This window comes from bacterium (assembly GCA_035549195.1).
In the GTDB taxonomy this organism is placed as follows: domain Bacteria; phylum Oederibacteriota; class Muellerivitia; order Muellerivitales; family Muellerivitaceae; genus DASZRK01.
In genome coordinates, this window is the sequence record DASZRK010000075.1 from 68,275 (window position 1) to 83,806 (window position 15,532).

At 61.1% G+C, this 15,532-nt stretch carries 18 protein-coding genes; all 18 read left to right on the plus strand.

Annotated elements, in window-relative coordinates:
- The first annotated feature begins 124 nt into the window (after positions 1–124).
- The 18 genes from VHE12_13000 to VHE12_13085 all read left to right on the plus strand — a co-directional run bounded on the left by VHE12_13000 (position 125) and on the right by VHE12_13085 (position 15,532).
- On the plus strand, positions 125–2,536 hold the full coding sequence (locus VHE12_13000) for a DNA translocase FtsK (GenBank protein HVZ81700.1): 2,412 nt from the start codon (positions 125–127) through the stop codon (positions 2,534–2,536).
- Positions 2,520–3,200, plus strand: a complete 681-nt coding sequence (locus tag VHE12_13005) for an outer-membrane lipoprotein carrier protein LolA (GenBank protein ID HVZ81701.1) — start codon at positions 2,520–2,522, stop codon at positions 3,198–3,200. The genes VHE12_13000 and VHE12_13005 overlap by 17 nt, the downstream gene beginning before the upstream one ends.
- Positions 3,200–4,099 carry a RodZ domain-containing protein gene (locus VHE12_13010; protein HVZ81702.1) on the plus strand — a complete coding sequence of 300 codons (900 nt, stop codon included), beginning with the start codon at positions 3,200–3,202 and terminating at the stop codon, positions 4,097–4,099. The genes VHE12_13005 and VHE12_13010 overlap by 1 nt, the downstream gene beginning before the upstream one ends.
- 86 nt (positions 4,100–4,185) lie before the next feature.
- Positions 4,186–4,686, plus strand: coding sequence for a YajQ family cyclic di-GMP-binding protein (locus VHE12_13015; GenBank protein HVZ81703.1), 501 nt, complete (start codon positions 4,186–4,188; stop codon positions 4,684–4,686).
- Between the two features lie 7 nt (positions 4,687–4,693).
- Complete coding sequence (locus VHE12_13020; protein HVZ81704.1) at positions 4,694–5,620, plus strand: hypothetical protein; 927 nt, start codon at positions 4,694–4,696, stop codon at positions 5,618–5,620.
- Entirely contained in the window at positions 5,617–6,381 is a 765-nt protein-coding gene (gene recO / locus VHE12_13025; GenBank protein HVZ81705.1) for a DNA repair protein RecO, read from the plus strand. Before VHE12_13020 ends, recO begins: the two co-directional genes overlap by 4 nt.
- Positions 6,378–6,881: a gluconokinase, GntK/IdnK-type gene (locus VHE12_13030; protein ID HVZ81706.1), complete on the plus strand. Its 504-nt coding sequence runs from the start codon at positions 6,378–6,380 to the stop codon at positions 6,879–6,881. The genes recO and VHE12_13030 overlap by 4 nt, the downstream gene beginning before the upstream one ends.
- Positions 6,862–7,050, plus strand: a complete 189-nt coding sequence (locus VHE12_13035) for a hypothetical protein (GenBank protein ID HVZ81707.1) — start codon at positions 6,862–6,864, stop codon at positions 7,048–7,050. Before VHE12_13030 ends, VHE12_13035 begins: the two co-directional genes overlap by 20 nt.
- 129 nt (positions 7,051–7,179) lie before the next feature.
- Entirely contained in the window at positions 7,180–7,668 is a 489-nt protein-coding gene (locus tag VHE12_13040; protein ID HVZ81708.1) for an Rrf2 family transcriptional regulator, read from the plus strand.
- Entirely contained in the window at positions 7,665–9,113 is a 1,449-nt protein-coding gene (gene sufB / locus VHE12_13045; GenBank protein HVZ81709.1) for a Fe-S cluster assembly protein SufB, read from the plus strand. Before VHE12_13040 ends, sufB begins: the two co-directional genes overlap by 4 nt.
- Before the next feature lie 13 nt (positions 9,114–9,126).
- The gene (gene sufC, locus VHE12_13050) at positions 9,127–9,891 is read left to right on the plus strand and encodes a Fe-S cluster assembly ATPase SufC (GenBank protein ID HVZ81710.1); all 765 of its coding nucleotides are present in this window, start codon (positions 9,127–9,129) and stop codon (positions 9,889–9,891) included.
- Position 9,892: 1 nt separating this feature from the next.
- Positions 9,893–11,212 (plus strand): Fe-S cluster assembly protein SufD, encoded by a 1,320-nt coding sequence (gene sufD, locus VHE12_13055; protein ID HVZ81711.1) that lies wholly within the window; start codon positions 9,893–9,895, stop codon positions 11,210–11,212.
- Entirely contained in the window at positions 11,209–12,504 is a 1,296-nt protein-coding gene (locus VHE12_13060; GenBank protein HVZ81712.1) for a cysteine desulfurase, read from the plus strand. The genes sufD and VHE12_13060 overlap by 4 nt, the downstream gene beginning before the upstream one ends.
- A 70-nt stretch (positions 12,505–12,574) precedes the next feature.
- Positions 12,575–13,039 carry an SUF system NifU family Fe-S cluster assembly protein gene (locus VHE12_13065; protein ID HVZ81713.1) on the plus strand — a complete coding sequence of 155 codons (465 nt, stop codon included), beginning with the start codon at positions 12,575–12,577 and terminating at the stop codon, positions 13,037–13,039.
- Positions 13,036–13,608: a putative Fe-S cluster assembly protein SufT gene (gene sufT / locus VHE12_13070; GenBank protein HVZ81714.1), complete on the plus strand. Its 573-nt coding sequence runs from the start codon at positions 13,036–13,038 to the stop codon at positions 13,606–13,608. The genes VHE12_13065 and sufT overlap by 4 nt, the downstream gene beginning before the upstream one ends.
- Positions 13,609–13,716: 108 nt before the next feature.
- Entirely contained in the window at positions 13,717–14,193 is a 477-nt protein-coding gene (locus tag VHE12_13075) for a hypothetical protein (protein HVZ81715.1), read from the plus strand.
- Positions 14,194–14,307: 114 nt separating this feature from the next.
- Positions 14,308–14,508 (plus strand): cold-shock protein, encoded by a 201-nt coding sequence (locus VHE12_13080; GenBank protein ID HVZ81716.1) that lies wholly within the window; start codon positions 14,308–14,310, stop codon positions 14,506–14,508.
- 142 nt (positions 14,509–14,650) lie between these two features.
- The gene (locus VHE12_13085) at positions 14,651–15,532 is read left to right on the plus strand and encodes a glycine--tRNA ligase subunit alpha (GenBank protein ID HVZ81717.1); all 882 of its coding nucleotides are present in this window, start codon (positions 14,651–14,653) and stop codon (positions 15,530–15,532) included.

The window sequence follows — 15,532 nt, forward strand, 5'->3', positions numbered from 1 at the left end:
AAACAAATATCTTCAAAAGGCCGCTGCGTCTCGGCTATACTTTCGTTCCATGAAGGTTTTGTTAACGAACTCCCTCAAAACGCTCCCGCCGGGTCCCTCCCGGTGCCTTTCCGTGGTCCCCTAAATGGCCGACACGAAACGCCGCCAGTTCCTGGCGGTCCTTCTGACCGGAAGTTTCTGCCTTTTGACCGCCCTCTCCCTCGTCCCGACCGGGTCCAGGCATAACCTTTTGGGACCGGCGGGCGCCCTGGTCGGCTCCTTCCTTTATTACGGTTTCGGTCTTTGGGCCTGGCTCTTCCCCTTCCTTTTCCTCCGTCTCACCCTTCACCGCCTGCGTAAGGAACCCCTGGTCGAGCCCGGGTTCAAGATCCTGGGTTTGATCCTGGCCCTCCTTTCCTTTTGTTCCATCACCCGGGTCCTCTGGCCCGGCCGCCAAATGCTCGACGGCGTGGAGTGGGGCGGGTGGATCGGCATCCACATGGGGGACTGGCTCATCGGCGTCTTCAGCCCCGTGGGGTCGGTGGTCGTGGGGGTGCTGGTGCTGATCCTGGCCGCCTGGCTTTTGGAGAAAGAGGAGCATCTCTTGACCGCCGCCAAGAGCACCGTCAACGGGTTGAGCCGCGGCGGCAACTGGTTCCGCGAGCACGGCTTCGAGGCCCTGGCGACCCTGCAGGAAAGGCTTTCGGCCGCTCTCCAGGCCTGGAAGGACCGGCGCCAGGAAAAGAAGATCGGGGAGGAAGGCCGCCGGAAACTGGGGGTGGAGAAGGCCCCGGAACGCCCCAGCGAAAAACCCGCCCTATCCCGGCCCGCTCCCGCGACGGTCCTGTCGCCGGCCCCGGTCTCCCGGGTGGAGAAACCTTCGGTCCGTTCGCGCCCCCTCTTCACCGGTGAGGCGGAGGAGACCCCCGTTCCGCCCATGCCCGGGCCCGCGGAGGATGTGGTCTCCGCCGCGCTGGCGGAGGCCAAGGGGACGGGTCCGGAGGCCATGAGCCTGAAGCAAAAGATGGAGGCCGCCAGTATCGAGATGGCCGAGGAGGAACCGGAGGAAGAAAAGAAACCGGCCCGGGTCGTCCGCTCATGGCAGCTGCCTGCCGTGCATATCCTCAAGACCGTGGAGGATCCCAACGACAAGATGGTGGCCGATTTCGAGGGGGTGAGCCGCACCTTGAAGGAGACCCTCACCAATTTCGGCGTCGAGGCCACCGTGGTGGGCGTGAACCCCGGACCGACCGTGACCCAATACGAGGTCCAACCCGCGGCGGGGGTCAAGATCACCCGCATCGCGTCCTTGGCCGACGACCTGGCCCTGGCCTTGAAGTGCGGCCAGGTGCGGGTGGTGGCGCCCATTCCGGGCAAGGCCACCGTGGGCATCGAGGTGCCCAACGCCCAAGGCCGGTTGGTCACCTTCAAGGAGCTCATTTCCCAGGAGGAGTTCCTGGCGTCCAAAAAGAAACTGGGCGTGGCGCTGGGCAAGGACATCGCGGGCGCCACCTTCATCGCCTCCTTGAAGGAGATGCCCCACGTGCTCATCGCCGGGTCCACGGGTTCGGGCAAGAGCGTCTGCGTGAACACCCTCATCGCCAGCCTCATCTTCAAGTACACGCCCGAGGAAATGCGCCTGGTCCTGGTGGACCCGAAACGGGTGGAGATGACCATCTACCAGGGCCTGCCCCACCTTGCCCTGCCCGTCATGAACGATTCCAAACAGGCCCACCTGGCCTTGAAGTGGCTGGTGCGCGAGATGGAGGAGCGCTACGAGCAGTTGGCCCATATCGGCGCCCGGGACATCGACAGCTACAACGCCAAGGTCGCCCAGAAGCGCGAGGCGGGCGACACGGACATCTACCCCATGTATTACATCGTGGTGCTCGTGGACGAGCTGGCGGACCTGATGATGGTGGCGAAGGACCAGGTGGAGGAATCCATCACCCGGCTGGCCCAGATGGCCCGCGCGGTGGGCATCCATCTTTGCCTGGCGACCCAGCGTCCGTCGGTCGAGGTCATCACGGGCATCATCAAGGCCAACTTCCCCAGCCGCATCGCCTTCCAAGTGGCGTCCAAGGTGGACTCGCGCACCATCCTCGACATGAACGGCGCGGAAGCGCTTTTGGGCCGCGGGGACATGCTTTACCTCCCGCCCGGCGCTCCCAAACCCTTGCGGCTCCAGGGGGCCTATGTTACGTTGGAAGAAATCGAGCGTTTGGTGGACTTTTGGAAGTCCCAGGGCGCCCCGATCTTCTCGGCGGAGCTCAACCCGGCCAAGGCCAAGGACCTGGTCACCGAGGAGTCCGAGGACGAACTCTACGAACAGGCCAAGGAGATCGTGCTCAGGGCCAAACAGGCGTCCACTTCCTTGCTTCAAAGGCGTCTAAAGGTAGGCTACAGCCGGGCGGCCCGGCTCCTGGACGACATGGAAATGCGGGGGGTCGTGGGCCCCGCCGATGGGAACAAACCCCGGAAGATCCTCGTCCCAGGGGGCGGGGGACAGGCACCTTTGGAAGGCGGGGATGAGGAATTCGATGAGAACAATGCGTGAAATGGGCCGTTCGGCCCTCCTGGTCCTTTCCTTCGTCCTTCCCGTTTCCCTTTCGGCCGACGAGGCCAAGAAACCCCTGACCGTCGAGGAGATCTCCGAAAAGGTGGACGCCGCCCAGTCGGGCGTGAAGGACGCCCAGATGGACCTTAAGATGGAAATGAAGGACGCCCTCTCGGGCCAGGTCCAGCGCATCAAGGGCCAGGTCAAGATCAAGAACCCCGACAAGGTCTTCGTGCACTACAACGAACCCATCGACCAGGACCTCTATGTGTCCGGTCCCCTGGCCCAGATGTACCAGCCCGCCCAGAAGATGGTCTATCGCCGGGAGAACAAGACCGGGGAAGAGGCACAGACCCCTCTTTATGTCGGGGTGGGGAAGGAACTCAAACGCTACATGGGCATCAGCAAGGTCACCCTCCTGGAGGACTCGGACCAGCAGGTCCGCCTCCTCTTCAAGGCCAAGAGCGATGACGCCGGGTTCGACGAGATGAAGGTCACGCTCCGTAAATCCGACTGGTGGCCCACGCGCATGGAGGTGACCACCCCCTCGGCCACCACCCGCGCCGAGTTCACCCGGTTCCGGTTCGACCAAGGCCTGAAGGACGGCCTCTTCCAATTCACCCCTCCGAAGGACGTCGAGGTGGTGGACGGGGCGGTCTTCTGATGAGCATCGGTTCCGACCTGAAGGCGGCCCGGGTGGCCCGCAAGATCGACCTGGAGACGATCTCGGCCCGCACCCGTATCCCCCCGAAATACCTGGAAGCCCTGGAAGAGGACCGTTTCGACGTCTTCCCGTCCCAGACCTATGTGACCGGCTTCCTGCGCGCCTATGCCAAGGTCGTGGGGATGGACCAAGCCGAATTGACCCGCCGTTTCAAGGCCGAGACCCGGCCCCAAGAGATCCGGATCGAACCCATGAACGCCGAGGCCGAGTTGGAAAAGACCCTGGGTTGGAAGCCGACCCTGCACCGGCCCCCCGTCTTCCGCCCGGCCGACGAGGAAGAGGCCCTGCAGGAGACCCTGGAGGAGGACTTCGGCGAGAACATCCAGCACGAGGCCTCGGTCATGCGGCGGAGGGCCCGGCTCGGGCGCCGCTTCCGCTCCCTTCAAAAGTTTGGGCGCACGGCCTTGAGTGTCCTGGCGGCGGCGCTCCTGGCGGGAGGCGCCTATTACGGATTCAAAGCCCTTCCCAAATGGAAGTTGGGCACCGCGACCGCACCCGAGTCCGCTGCGGCCCCCACCGGGGACGGTTACACCGTCCCGGACAAGTACCAGCATCTTCTCCTGAAGGCCTTGGACCGCTCCTGGGTCCTGGTCACCACCGATGACGGAGCGACCCGCACCCAATTGGCCCTGGAGGCGGGACAATTCAAGACATTCAAAGCCCTCAAGAACTTTCGCCTGCGCGTGGGCAATGCCGGCGGGGTGGTGGTGCAATATAACCAAACACCCCTAGGGGTCCTGGGCACCACCGGCCAAGTGGTGGAAGTCCAGTTGCCTCCGGGCCCCCAAGGGATGCGGGCACTCTCGCCGGATGGGACCCCGGACAAGAACCCGGACTGACCTGTTTTTCCCGTCCTCCCCGCCCCCCTTTGTTCCCCCGCTTGGGTTAGAATCCTCCCCACATCCAATGAAAGCCGGGGTGCCCCATGGCCGATAGCTATTCCTTCGACGTCGTCTCCGAGGTGGACCTGCAGGAGGTCGATAACGCCGTCAACCAGGCGATGAAGGAGATCTCCCAGCGTTACGACTTCAAGGGCAGCATCAGCCAGGTGACCCTGAAAAAAGCCGAGAAGGAATTGGAGATCGTCTCCGACAACGAGACCCGATTGCAGGCCGTGGTCGACGTCCTGAAGGGCAAGTTCATCAAGCGCAACATCTCCCCCAAGGCCATGGACTTCCAGAAGGTGGAGGCGGCCTTCAGCGGGACGGTCAACCAGAAGGTCAAGATCGTCAGCGGGCTTCCCATGGAGGCGGCCAAGGACATCGTGAAACGCGTCAAGGACTCCAAGCTCAAGGTCCAGGTCTCCATCGTGGACGAAAAGGTCCGCGTATCGGGAAAATCCAAGGACGACCTGCAGGCCGTCATGCAGATGCTCCGGGGCGCCGCCGATATCAAGGTGGCCCTGCAGTTCAATAATTACCGCTAGGGACCCCATGGAAAGATCCGCCCCCCCTTCCTTCTTCGCCACCTATGCCTTGGCCGGTCGCCAGGCCTTGAAGGTCTGGCCCCTTTTCCTGGTGGAGTTCCTCTTCATGGTCCTCAAATACGGTGCTTTTTTACTTTCCCTGGCCGTCCTTTTTGGGCCCTTCCTGGCGCGCAACATGGGACGCCTCCTGGAGGGCCTGAAAGATCCAAAAGGTTATGATTGGTCCGAGGTGGTGGGGGATTGGTTGGGGATGGTCTCCGACGTTTCCTGGTGGGTCATCCTGGGGGTGGTGGTCCTGCTGGCCACGACCTGGTGGTGCCTCCTGGCGGCCCTGGAGGATGGCGGGATCTATGGGACCTTTTGGGACCTGGCCCGGGAAGGGAACCTCTTCTCCTTCGGTCGTTTCCTCGAGCGGGCCTTCCAGTTGTTGCTTCCCATGATCTGGCTCCAGATCTATCTGGGCCTTTTCGTGCTCTTGGCGCTGGCCTTCTGGGTGGTACTGGGGCTTTTAGCGGCCGGGTTCCTGGGGCTTTTGGGTTTTCCCTTCGGATTAGGCCTGGCGTTGGGGGTCCTCTTGGGCGCCCTTTTCCTGCTCTTTTGGGTCCTGTTCGGGATTGGGTTCGGGGCCTTCTCCTACTTGGCCAAGGCCTACGTTGCCCTGGGGGTCGGTGCGGGGGATTCCATCCGGCGGGCCTATGCCAAGTTCAAGGCCGACAGCTGGCGGGTGGGATTGGGAATGACGGTGGCACTGGTCCTTTACATCGCCGTGACCACGGCCATCCGGACCTTCTTCGTGTTCCTGGGGATGATCCCCTTGCTCGGCATCCTTTTCAAAATGGTGGATATGCTCATCGCCCTGGTCCTGGCCCTCTTGGTCCTGGTCCTGTTCCCGGGGCTTTCGGTGACCTACCTTCAGGATGAGGCGGAGGCTTGAACGGGATTTCCGCCCGGGGTTTCACCCTGGCGCTTCGCCCTTTTTCCGAGTCGGACAAGATCGTCCAGCTCTATACCCTGCAATGGGGACTCCTGCGCGCCTTGGTCAAGGGGGCCCGCAAACCCAAGAGCAAATTGGCGCCCGCCCTGGAACTCTTCAGCGAATCGGACCTGATGCTCACCAAGAAACCATCCGGGGACCTTTATCTCCTCACCCAGGTCAAGGTGGCGCGGGGCCACGGGGACTTGAGGAAGGACCTGGGTTCCATCACCCGGCTCCAGGTCCTGGCCGACCTTTTGATCCAGGCCCTGCCGGGGACCGAACCCCATCCCGAGGTCTATCACCTTTTGCGTGGGACCCTGGAAGCCCTGGAGGCGCATCCGGAGGCGGGCGAGACCCTGCTCATCGCCTTCGCCCTCAAATTCCTCGAATGCCTGGGCCATCCCTTGGAACTGTCGGCTTGCGCCCATTGCGGGTCCGAACTCCCCAAGCGGCCCGTCTTCCTCGTGCCGCACCGGGGCGGGGCCCTTTGCGCCGACTGCGGTCCCGCGGGAACGTCCCGGCTCTCGGTGAGCCCGGCGGGTCTCGGCATCCTGACGAAGATCCGGACCCTCTCCATGGACAAGGTGGACCGGGTGAAGGTCCCGCCCATCCAGGCCCGGGCCCTTTTCCTGGCGGTCATGGATTACGCGGAGCGGACCCTGGAAAGGGAATTGAAGACCATTCCCTACTATCTCACCCTGGAGCCCCTGCCCGGATGATCGTCCTGCTCATGGGCCCCATGGGGTCGGGAAAGACCACGGTCGGCCGGCTTTTGGCCGAAAGGCTCCGGGTCCCATTCCTCGACGCCGACGACCTTCACCCGAAAACCAACCGGGACAAGATGGCCCAGGGAGTATCCTTGGACGATCGCGACCGGGAGCCCTGGCTTATGGCCGTTCGCGAGAGGATCCTGCCTTACCGGGGAAAGGGACCGGAAGGGGTGCTGGCCTGTTCGGCGCTCAAGGCCCGCTACCGGGACTTTTTATCGGAGGGGACCCGGATCCAATGGTTTTATTTGAAGGGTGACCAGGAACTCTTGGGAGAGCGTTTGAAGGGTCGACAAGGGCATTTTGCCTCGCCAAAGTTACTGACGGGTCAATTGGCGGACCTGGAAGAGCCATCAAATATGACCTGGATTGATATCCGACTGGATCCTACTATTATCGTCGATGGGGTCCTGAAGGAACTGGAGGCTTCCCATGATGGCCACACCGGGTAGTGGAAAATGGGTCGCCGCCATGATCTTCGCCATCCTCGTGGCGGTGGTTTGGACCTTCCCCCAGCAGACCCTTTTTCTCCTTAAGTTCTTCCGGGATCTCGTCGCCTTGAATCTCCAGTCTTTTTTCGATTCCGTGGCCCAGATGGTCCACCAGCATTTCTCCCACTAGGGCCCATCGGGCCTAAAATTCATGAAAAACCTTGATTTGGAAAGCCCGATTCCTATACTTGACTTTCTTTTCAAGATTGCGGAAGGTTGAAGGGTAGGGAAAGAAACTCCCTTTGAGGCGAGGTGCCGGATGAAATTCTCAACCACCGAGGAATACGGGCTTCGGTGCATGCTCCAAATGGCCAAAAAAGGTCCCAAAGGAATGGTGACCCTGGTCGAGCTTTCCCAAAAGGAAGGGCTGACCACCGCCTATGTGGCCAAGATCATGGGTATGCTCCGCAAAGCCGGACTGGTCCAGAGCCTTCGGGGCCAAAGCGGCGGCTACCAGCTCGCCCGGGAGCCCCAGGCCATCGACGTCAATGAAGTGATGGAAGCCTTGGGGGGCAAGTTCTTTTCCAAGGAAGAGGTCTGCTCCACTCCCGGGGAACACGAGGTCTGCATCCATTCGATGGATTGCGCCATCCGGTCCCTTTGGACCGGCCTAGCCTTCTCCATGACCCACTATCTCAAGAAGTGCCGCCTTTCGGACCTGGTCACCACCGAACCCGAGATGGAACGGTGGGTGAGCCAGAGGGCCTCGGAGCCCTTCAGCCCGGCACGCCCTGGAGCGAAGCCATGAACCCAAGAGCCCAGGAAAAACCCGTGGAAGCGTTGACCCAGAACGAGTACCAATACGGGTTCATCACCGACATCGAGGCGGACTCGGCCCCGGCGGGTCTGAACGAGGACATCATCCGCTTCATTTCCAAGAAGAAGGAGGAGCCGGCCTTCCTGTTGGAATGGCGCCTCAAGTGCTACCGCCACTGGACCAAGATGAAGGAGCCGACCTGGCCCAGCGTGCATTACCCCAAGATCGACTACCAGGACATCATCTATTACTCCGCGCCCAAGAAGAACGGGCCCAAGAGCCTCGACGAGGTGGACCCGGAGATCCTCAAGACCTTCGACAAACTGGGCGTTCCCCTGCAGGAGCGCGAGATGCTGGCCGGCGTCGCCGTGGACGCGGTGATGGACAGCGTGTCGGTGGGGACCACCTTCAAGGCCAAGCTCTCGGAGCTGGGGATCATTTTCTGTTCCTTCTCGGAGGCGGTGAAGGATCATCCGGACCTGGTGGAGAAGTACATGGGATCGGTCGTCCCCTACAACGACAACTTTTTCGCGGCCCTCAACAGCGCGGTCTTCACCGACGGGTCCTTCTGCTACGTGCCCAAAGGGGTGCGCTGTCCCATGGAACTTTCCACTTATTTCCGCATCAACGCCGCCAAGACGGGGCAGTTCGAGCGGACGCTCCTCATCGCCGACGAGGGATCTTACGTGTCCTATCTCGAAGGCTGCACCGCTCCCATGCGCGACGAGAACCAATTGCACGCCGCCGTGGTGGAATTGGTCGCCCTGGGCGACGCCGAGATCAAGTATTCCACCGTGCAGAACTGGTACCCGGGCGACAAGAACGGGAAGGGCGGCATCTATAACTTCGTCACCAAACGGGGCGCCTGTCGGGGCGCCAGGTCCAAGATCTCCTGGACCCAGGTAGAGACGGGCTCCGCCATCACCTGGAAATATCCCTCCTGCATCCTGCAGGGCGAAGGTTCGGTCGGGGAGTTCTATTCGGTGGCGGTGGCCAACAACTACCAGCAGGCCGACACCGGCACCAAGATGATCCACCTGGGGAAGAACACCAAAAGCACCGTCATTTCCAAGGGTATCTCGGCGGGACATGGCCAGAACACCTACCGGGGGTTGGTGCGCATCCTGCCGGCGGCCGAAGGCTCCCAGAACTACACCCAGTGCGATTCGCTGCTGATGGGCGACCAATGCGGGGCCCATACGGTGCCCTACATCGAGGTGAAGAACGAAAGCTCCCGGGTGGGGCATGAGGCCTCCACTTCCAAGATCAGCGAGGACCAGGTCTTCTATTGCCGCCAAAGGGGTCTGTCCAATGAGGATGCGGTGAACCTGATCGTGAACGGATTCTGTAAGGAGGTCTTCCGCAAGCTCCCCATGGAGTTCGCGGTGGAGGCCCAGAAGCTATTGAACGTGAGCCTGGAAGGCTCGGTGGGATAAGGAAAGGACCAGCATGCTCGAGATCAAGGACCTACAAGTGAAGGCGGGGGACCAGCCGATCCTCCAAGGGATCAATCTGACGGTCAAGGCGGGGGAAGTGCACGCCATCATGGGCCCCAATGGCTCGGGCAAGAGCACCCTGGCCCACGTGTTGGCCGGGCGCGATGGATACGAGGTGACGGGCGGCCAAGTGCTCTTCGAGGGGAAGGACCTGTTGGCCCTGGCCCCGGAGGACCGGGCCCGCGCCGGTATCTTCCTGGCCTTCCAATACCCGGTGGAGATCCCCGGGGTGAACAACACCTATTTCCTCAAGGCCGCCCTGAACGCCCTGCGCAAGTCCCGCGGGGAAGAGGAACTGGACGCCATGGACTTCTTGGAACTGGTGAAGGCCAAGCTCAAGCCCTTGAAGATGGACGAATCCATGTTGCAGCGTTCGGTGAACGAGGGTTTCTCGGGCGGGGAAAAGAAGAAGAACGAGGTGCTCCAGATGGCGGTGCTCGAACCCAAATTGGCGATCCTGGACGAGACCGATTCGGGGCTCGATATCGACGCCCTCAAGGTGGTGGCCGAGGGGGTGAACGCCCTCAAGGACGCCCAACGGTCCTTCCTCATGGTCACCCACTACCAGCGCCTGCTCGACTACATCGTGCCCGACCGGGTCCATGTGCTGGCCAAGGGCCGTATCGTCAAGAGCGGCGGCAAGGAACTGGCCCTGGAACTGGAAGAGAAGGGCTACGGCTGGGTCGCCCCCGAGGGGAAAAAGGAAGCGAAGGTCTGATATGAACGCCGTCGATTTCAAGAAGAACTACCTGGAAGCCTTCAACGACTGGGAAAAGTCCGCGCTGACCAAGGACCCCTTCTGGATCCGCGAGACCCGCGAGGCCGCCTTGGCCTATTTCGAGAAGGCCGCCCTTCCCACCGCCGAGGAAGAGGCCTGGCGTTACGCCGACCTGGACCCCCTCTTCAAGGTCTCCTTCGCCCTCCAGGGCGACCGCCGCTCCAAGGAGACCGTGGCCCGGGAACTGGCTTCCCTGGGGTTCGACATGGGAAAGGCCGATCTGTTGGTCTTCGTGAACGGGCATCATTCCCCGGCGCTCTCGGCGGTCCAGGAAATGCCCCGCGGGGTGAAGGTCCAGAGCCTCATCCAGAGCCTGTCCGACGGCCCCCTGAAGCGCTATTTCTCCCATATCTTGCCCTTCGAGAACCGGCCTTTCGTGGCCCTCAATTACGCCTATTTCACCGATGGTCTTTTCCTCCATGTCCCCAAAGGAAGGTCCCTGGAGCGTCCCTTGCATGTGGTCTACCTCTCGAGCAATTCGGGGCGGCCGACCCAATCCCATGTGCGGAACCTCATCTTGATGGAGGAAGGGTCCAGCGCCAAGGTAGTCGAACACTACTGGGGCAACAATCTGAACCCCTATTTCACCAACGCGGTCACCAAGATCGCGCTCGAAAAGGACACGCGGCTGGAACATACCAAGATCCAGCAAGAAAGCGACCTGTCCTTCCACCTGGGGGTGGTGGCGGTGCGCCAATCCCAAGGAAGCCGCTTCCTGTCACGGACCCTTTCCACCGGCGGGGCGCTGGGACGGAGCGAGGTCGAGGTGGCCCTGGCCGAACCCCACGCCGAGTGCGCCCTGGAGGGGTTGTCCTTGTCCCGGGGCAAGCAGATGCTGGAACTCCACAGTTTCGTGGACCATCAGGCGCCCTACGGGACCAGCGACCAATTGTTCAAGGCTGTGGCCGATAAGGGTTCCGCCTCGGTCTTCGACGGGCGGGTGCTGGTGCGCGAGGGCGCCCAAAAGACCGATGCCCGCCAATCCAACAAGAACCTGGAACTGTCCAAGGACGCCAAGGTCTATGCCAAGCCCCAATTGCAGATCTACGCCAACGACGTGAAGTGCTCCCACGGCTCCGCCACGGGCCAACTGGACGAGGAGGCCCTTTTCTACTTCCGTTCGCGCGGCATCGGCCGGGAGGAGGCCCTCCGGAGCCTGGTCTATGCCTTCGCCGGCGAAATGGTGGGAAGGGTCCAGGACGCCCATTTGCAAGGGCCTTACCGGAAGATGGTGGAGGAGTGGCTGGAGGGGAAACCATGAAACTCACGGTGCCAAGGCAACACACGACACGGAGCCACAAGGCCGCGAAGGAAAGCATTTCCGCGAAAGACAAGACCTTCAATGTTCAAAGGTTCCGAAAGGACTTTCCGATCCTGCGCGAGAAGGTGCATGGAAAGCCGCTCATCTACCTGGACAACGCCGCGACCACCCAAAAACCCGAGGCGGTCCTCGAGGCCTTGGACGGTTACTACCGCCATACCAACGCCAACATCCACCGGGGCGTGCATTTCCTGAGCGAGAAAGCCACGGCCCAGTACGAAGGGGCGCGGGAGAAGGTCCGCGCCTTCCTGAACGCCAAGTCGGCCTCCGAGATCGTTTTCACCCGGGGAGCCACCGAGGCCATCAACCTGGTGGCCCAGACCTGGGGCCGGCAGAACTTGGGGCCGGGCGATGAGATCCTCCTGACCGTGATGGAGCACCATTCCAATATCGTGCCTTGGCAGATGATCGCGGCCGAGCGGGGCGCCAAGGTCAAGGCGGTGCCGATCAACGACCGGGGCGAGCTCATTCCGGAGGAATTGGGGAAGCTCCTGACCCCCCAAGTGAAGCTCTTGGCCCTGACCCATGTATCGAACGCCCTGGGCACCGTCAATCCGATCAAGGGGATCGTGGCCCTGGCCCATGCCGTGGGAGCCAAGGTGTTGGTGGACGGCGCCCAGGCCGTGCCCCATGTACCGGTGGATGTCCAGGACCTGGACTGCGATTTCTACGTGTTCTCGGGCCATAAGGTCTATGGACCCACGGGGATCGGCGTCCTTTATGGAAAGTACGCCCTTTTGGATGCCGTGCCGCCCTACCAAGGCGGCGGGGACATGATCATGTCCGTCACGATCGAGAAGACCCTCTATAAGAAACCGCCCCACAAGTTCGAGGCGGGAACACCGGCCATCGCCGAGGTCATTGGCCTGGGCGCCGCGCTGGATTACGTCTCCGCCATCGGGCTCTCCGCCATCGCCGCCCACGAGAAATCCCTCTTGGAATATGGAACGGCCCTTCTTAAGGAGATACCCGGGGTGATGCCGGTGGGGACCGCCGCCCACAAGGCAGGGGTGCTTTCCTTCACCTTGGGCGAGATCCATCCCCACGACATCGGGACCATCCTGGACCGGCAGGGCATCGCCATCCGCGCCGGGCACCATTGCGCCCAGCCGGTCATGGACCGTTTCGATATCCCGGCGACCGCCCGCGCTTCGCTGGGGCTTTACAACACCAAGGAAGAGTTGGATGCGCTGGCCAAGGGGATCAAGAAAGTCATCGAAGTATTTCGATGACAATTTTCAATTTTGAATTCTTAGTTTTGAATTCAAAATTAAGAATTAAAAATTAAGAATCGAGGCTTTGATGTCGGATTTCAGCGACCTCTATCAGGACCTGATCCTGGACCATCAGAAGAACCCGCGCAATTTCGGGGAACTGGCCGAAGCCAACCGCCACGCGGATGGTTTCAACCCGCTTTGCGGCGATAAGATCGCGTTGGACCTGAAGGTGGGCGTGGATGGCCGGATCGAGGACGTGAAATTCAAAGGGTCGGGCTGCGCCATTTCCAAGGCCTCGGCCTCGATGATGACCATGGCCCTGAAGGGGAAAAAGACCGAGGAGGCGGAGCGGATGTTCCACCAGTTCCACGACATGGTGATGGGCAAGGAAGGCGCCAAACCGACCGAGCTGGGCAAGCTCAAGGTCTTCCAGGGTGTGCGGGATTACCCGGCCCGGGTCAAGTGCGCCAGCCTGGCCTGGCACACCCTGGAAGCGGCCCTGCACCAGTCCAAGGACCTGGTCTCCACCGACGACGGGGTGGCGCCATGAGCCAGACCCAGGAACTGGTCACCCTCGCCCGGGATTGCAAGGTCATCACCATTCCCTATGGGACCGAGTCGGTGGTCTTCAAGGATGAGAAGGTCTATATCACCCAGAACCTGGGTGGAAGCTTCACCTTGCAAAGGGACAACGGCCAACTGGTCCGTCTCGACGGCAAGGACGCCGACGTGATCGGCAAGGAAGTGCCCGAGGAAGCCAAGGTCTTCAAGCTGGAATATGGCGATGAAACCCCCCGGGACGCCAAGGAGGTGGAGGACGACGTCTGGAAACAGCTTCGCACCTGCTACGACCCTGAGATCCCGGTGGATATCGTCGAACTGGGCCTGATCTACGAATGCTCCGTCGAGGACCACTCCCAGGGGGGGAAGAAGGTCCACGTGGTCATGACCCTGACCGCTCCCGGCTGCGGGATGTCGACCGTCCTCAAGGCCGAGATCGAGCAAAAGCTCAAGCGCATCCAGGGGGTCAAGGAAGCCCTGGTGGATGTCACTTTCGAGCCGCCCTGGAACCAATCCCTCATGAGCGAGGCCGCCCGGCTCCAATTGGGAATGATGTAAGCGTCCCGTTAAAACCCCGGGTTCCGGCGGCAAAAAGGATTAGAAAGGGCGTAAGGCGGGGCATACAATGTCCCCCGTCAAAATCCCCGCACTCAAGAAGAGATCCTCATGCCCGATGCGTCCTGGAGATCCACAGCCCGCCTGATCCTCATGAAAACGTTGGGAGTCGTCCTCTGCGTCCTTTTCCTCCTAATGGGGTTGGCGCTGCTGAGTTTCCCGATGGTGGCCCTTTTGACCAACCAAGGCGGCGTGGACGGCAAGGTGGTCGCCGTGTCCGACCGCACCCACGGTTGCCATACGGGCACCCGGGTGGGGGGGCTTTTCACCCTTTCGGTCACGAATTCATCGGAAGAACCGTCCCCTAAGAAGAAGCCCCAGGTCCATCCGAACGTGTACGGCGTCTACCCCGCTTGGCCGGACCATCTGGAACCCACGGCCGGGGACGAGGTGCGGATCTGGCCCGGGAAAAAGCCCCTTTTGGCCATGCCGGCCATCGAGGGATGGGGTTGGATCCTGTTGGGCACCGTATTGGTGGTAGGGTTGATCTTCCTGGAGTTCTCCTTACTTTCCCTGACCCTGCATTGACCGCTTTTCGGCCCTTTAAAAAAATCTTAAAAGCCCCGTTTTCTTGATTTAAAATAACCGCTCCTGGAGCTTCCATCCCAGGAGTTGTTAATTCAATTTTTTGAGGTTCGCAGAATGGCTCAAGGTACCGTGAAGTGGTTCAAGAACGAGAAGGGCTTTGGATTCATCTCCCAGGACGGAGGCGAAGATGTGTTCGTGCATTTTTCCTCCATTCAGGCTGACGGGTTCAAGACTTTGAACGAGGGTGACCGCGTCGAATTCGACGTGACCCAAGGTCAAAAGGGCCTGAAGGCTGAGAACGTCCGCCGGATCTGAAGCACGGCTAGAACGTTGAAAAGCCCCCGGCGGAAGCCAGGGGCTTTTTTTTTGCCTTTCATCCGCGTAAAAAGGCCTTTTTAGCTTGCGAAGTTTTTTTAAATCCCTTATTTTCCAAACACCCCATTTTCCCAGGAAAAGCATGGCCCCCTCGTTCCAAGAACTCATTTTTACCCTCAACCAATTCTGGGGCCGCCAGGGTTGCGTGGTTCAACAGCCCTATGACCTTGAAAAGGGCGCGGGAACCTTCAACCCGGCCACCTTTTTCCGTGTCCTGGGCCCCGAACCCTACCATGTGGCCTATGTGGACCCCTGCCGCCGCCCCAAGGACGGCCGTTACGGCGAGAATCCCAACCGGATGCAGCATTACTACCAATACCAGATCATCCTGAAACCTTCCCCGGACAACATGGTGGAGCTCTACTTGGAGAGCTTGGAACAGATCGGCATCCGCCAGGACGAACACGACATCCGTTTCGTGGAGGACGACTGGGAATCCCCGACCCTGGGGGCCTCGGGGCTGGGCTGGCAGGTCTGGATGGACGGGATCGAGATCACCCAATTCACCTTCTTCCAGGTGACCGGCGGGCTGGAACTGAAACCCGTGTCCGGCGAGATCACCTTCGGACTGGAACGCATCGCCTCGGTCATCCAGGGAGTGGACAGCGTCTGGGACCTGCATTACGGGGGCAAGGACATCACCTACCGGGACATCTTCCTCCAGTCGGAGAAACAGTTCTCGGCCTTCAACTTCGAGCATGCCAACACGAAGATGTTGCTACGCCATTTCAAGGATTACGAAGGGGAGGTCCGGCGGCTCCTCGAACTCCGGTTGACCGCCCCGGCCTATGACTATGTCATCAAGGCCTCGCACACCTTCAATCTGCTGGACGCCCGGGGGGCCATTTCGGTGGCCGAGCGTACCCACTACATCGCCCGGGTGCGGGCGATGGCCAAGGCGGTGGCCACCGTCTATGTGAAGGAAAGGGAAGAGCTGGGTTTTCCGCTCTTGAAAAAAGGTTAA

Excerpts from the sequence above, each read along its gene's own strand:
- VHE12_13075 (HVZ81715.1), top strand. The coding sequence starts at position 13,717 with ATGCCCGATGCGTCCTGGAGATCCACAGCCCGCCTGATCCTCATGAAA.
- VHE12_13085 (HVZ81717.1), top strand. The coding sequence starts at position 14,651 with ATGGCCCCCTCGTTCCAAGAACTCATTTTTACCCTCAACCAATTCTGG.
- VHE12_13060 (HVZ81712.1), top strand. The coding sequence starts at position 11,209 with ATGAAACTCACGGTGCCAAGGCAACACACGACACGGAGCCACAAGGCC.
- VHE12_13040 (HVZ81708.1), top strand. The coding sequence starts at position 7,180 with ATGAAATTCTCAACCACCGAGGAATACGGGCTTCGGTGCATGCTCCAA.
- VHE12_13005 (HVZ81701.1), top strand. The coding sequence starts at position 2,520 with ATGAGAACAATGCGTGAAATGGGCCGTTCGGCCCTCCTGGTCCTTTCC.
- VHE12_13015 (HVZ81703.1), top strand. The coding sequence starts at position 4,186 with ATGGCCGATAGCTATTCCTTCGACGTCGTCTCCGAGGTGGACCTGCAG.
- VHE12_13010 (HVZ81702.1), top strand. The coding sequence starts at position 3,200 with ATGAGCATCGGTTCCGACCTGAAGGCGGCCCGGGTGGCCCGCAAGATC.
- VHE12_13020 (HVZ81704.1), top strand. The coding sequence starts at position 4,694 with ATGGAAAGATCCGCCCCCCCTTCCTTCTTCGCCACCTATGCCTTGGCC.
- VHE12_13030 (HVZ81706.1), top strand. The coding sequence starts at position 6,378 with ATGATCGTCCTGCTCATGGGCCCCATGGGGTCGGGAAAGACCACGGTC.
- sufD (HVZ81711.1), top strand. The coding sequence starts at position 9,893 with ATGAACGCCGTCGATTTCAAGAAGAACTACCTGGAAGCCTTCAACGAC.
- VHE12_13035 (HVZ81707.1), top strand. The coding sequence starts at position 6,862 with ATGATGGCCACACCGGGTAGTGGAAAATGGGTCGCCGCCATGATCTTC.
- VHE12_13000 (HVZ81700.1), top strand. The coding sequence starts at position 125 with ATGGCCGACACGAAACGCCGCCAGTTCCTGGCGGTCCTTCTGACCGGA.
- sufC (HVZ81710.1), top strand. The coding sequence starts at position 9,127 with ATGCTCGAGATCAAGGACCTACAAGTGAAGGCGGGGGACCAGCCGATC.
- sufB (HVZ81709.1), top strand. The coding sequence starts at position 7,665 with ATGAACCCAAGAGCCCAGGAAAAACCCGTGGAAGCGTTGACCCAGAAC.
- VHE12_13080 (HVZ81716.1), top strand. The coding sequence starts at position 14,308 with ATGGCTCAAGGTACCGTGAAGTGGTTCAAGAACGAGAAGGGCTTTGGA.
- sufT (HVZ81714.1), top strand. The coding sequence starts at position 13,036 with ATGAGCCAGACCCAGGAACTGGTCACCCTCGCCCGGGATTGCAAGGTC.
- VHE12_13065 (HVZ81713.1), top strand. The coding sequence starts at position 12,575 with ATGTCGGATTTCAGCGACCTCTATCAGGACCTGATCCTGGACCATCAG.